Genomic DNA, 1,194 nt, shown 5'->3' with positions numbered 1-1,194 from the left:
TGAAAGAACATTCTTTCAAAATGAAACTCGCTCAGGTAAACTGAGGAGTACAAGATTCTTAACCAAATCAAGATTTGGAGAATCATAGCATCTGGTGATGATGGCATGGAAGTAACACTCCTACCCATTCCGAACAGGAAAGTTAAGATCCATAGCGCCGAAGGTACTGCACGGGAGACTGTGTGGGAGATTAGGACGTTGCCAGGTAAGCTTAAAGAGATAGTTATAACAACTATCTCTTTTTAGTATATAAAAATAGATTAAAGTGATGTTAATAACAGGTAGAAAGAAAACTTTAGCATTAATAAGTGAATACGCTCATATATTAATTTAAATTCAATCGCTATTCATCGTGAGTGTAAGAAATTTTAATGGATATTGTTCGTTGTTAATATTAATCTTGTTATAATTTGAAAGTAAGAGTAATTAAGTGCATAGAAGATTATTAAATAACTTCTCAAATTGAATTTATATAAAAAATAGTTAAGTATTAAATAATAATTTGAGTTGTTTTACAAGATTATTATTTAATTAGTAATAGTTATTTTTTATAATTTTATGTTAGTGTAATATTATTTTAATTTTAAATAGTATTACACTTTTTTATTTAAATTTATGATCTACTGATTATCTATAAATATAGTTAGAAAACAAAGTTAAAAATAAAAATATGTAATTAAGAAATAACAAATTTTTAAAATTAATGATACATTTTAATACTAATAAATTAAATTTCGACAAAAGTATTGAAAATCAATCTATTAATATGGGTAGATTAAGAGTAAATAATCATTTTAAAATGATTATTTATATAAAAATATTAAGTAAAAATAATAAATTATATATAAATAAAATAAGTAACTCATATATTTTTGTAAATATATGTATTATTTATTCAAAAATACTAGATTAACTTATCCAAGTGTATCAGTAGTAGCATTATGTAGCATTTTAAATAAAAAACAAGAAAATAAGATATAATTTCAATGAATAGTAATAAATGTATTATAACTAGTTAATATATCATGGTAAGATAAAACACGTCGCTGAGAGATGCGGCAAACAAGTAAGAATAAAGTTAAGAAATTAAATTTCAACTTATTAAAAAACTTGTTGACAGAAAAGAAATCAAATGTTAGACTGAGTAAGTCGCTTAAGGGTGACACAGTAAAACAAAAGAAAATTTGGTCTTTG

Annotated in this window: 1 rRNA gene; it reads left to right on the top strand. The window is 23.5% G+C overall.

The window, feature by feature from the left end:
* Positions 1 to 90 precede the first annotated feature (90 nt).
* Positions 91 to 207: ribosomal RNA gene (gene rrf, locus NG918_RS16485) — 5S ribosomal RNA — on the top strand.
* The last annotated feature ends 987 nt before the right edge of the window (positions 208 to 1,194 follow it).

Source organism: Clostridium sp. ZBS2, from assembly GCF_023845855.1.
GTDB classification, from domain to species: domain Bacteria; phylum Bacillota; class Clostridia; order Clostridiales; family Clostridiaceae; genus Clostridium; species Clostridium aquiflavi.
The sequence above is the reverse complement of the archived record's forward strand: the minus strand, read 5'-3'. Positions and strand labels throughout refer to the sequence as shown.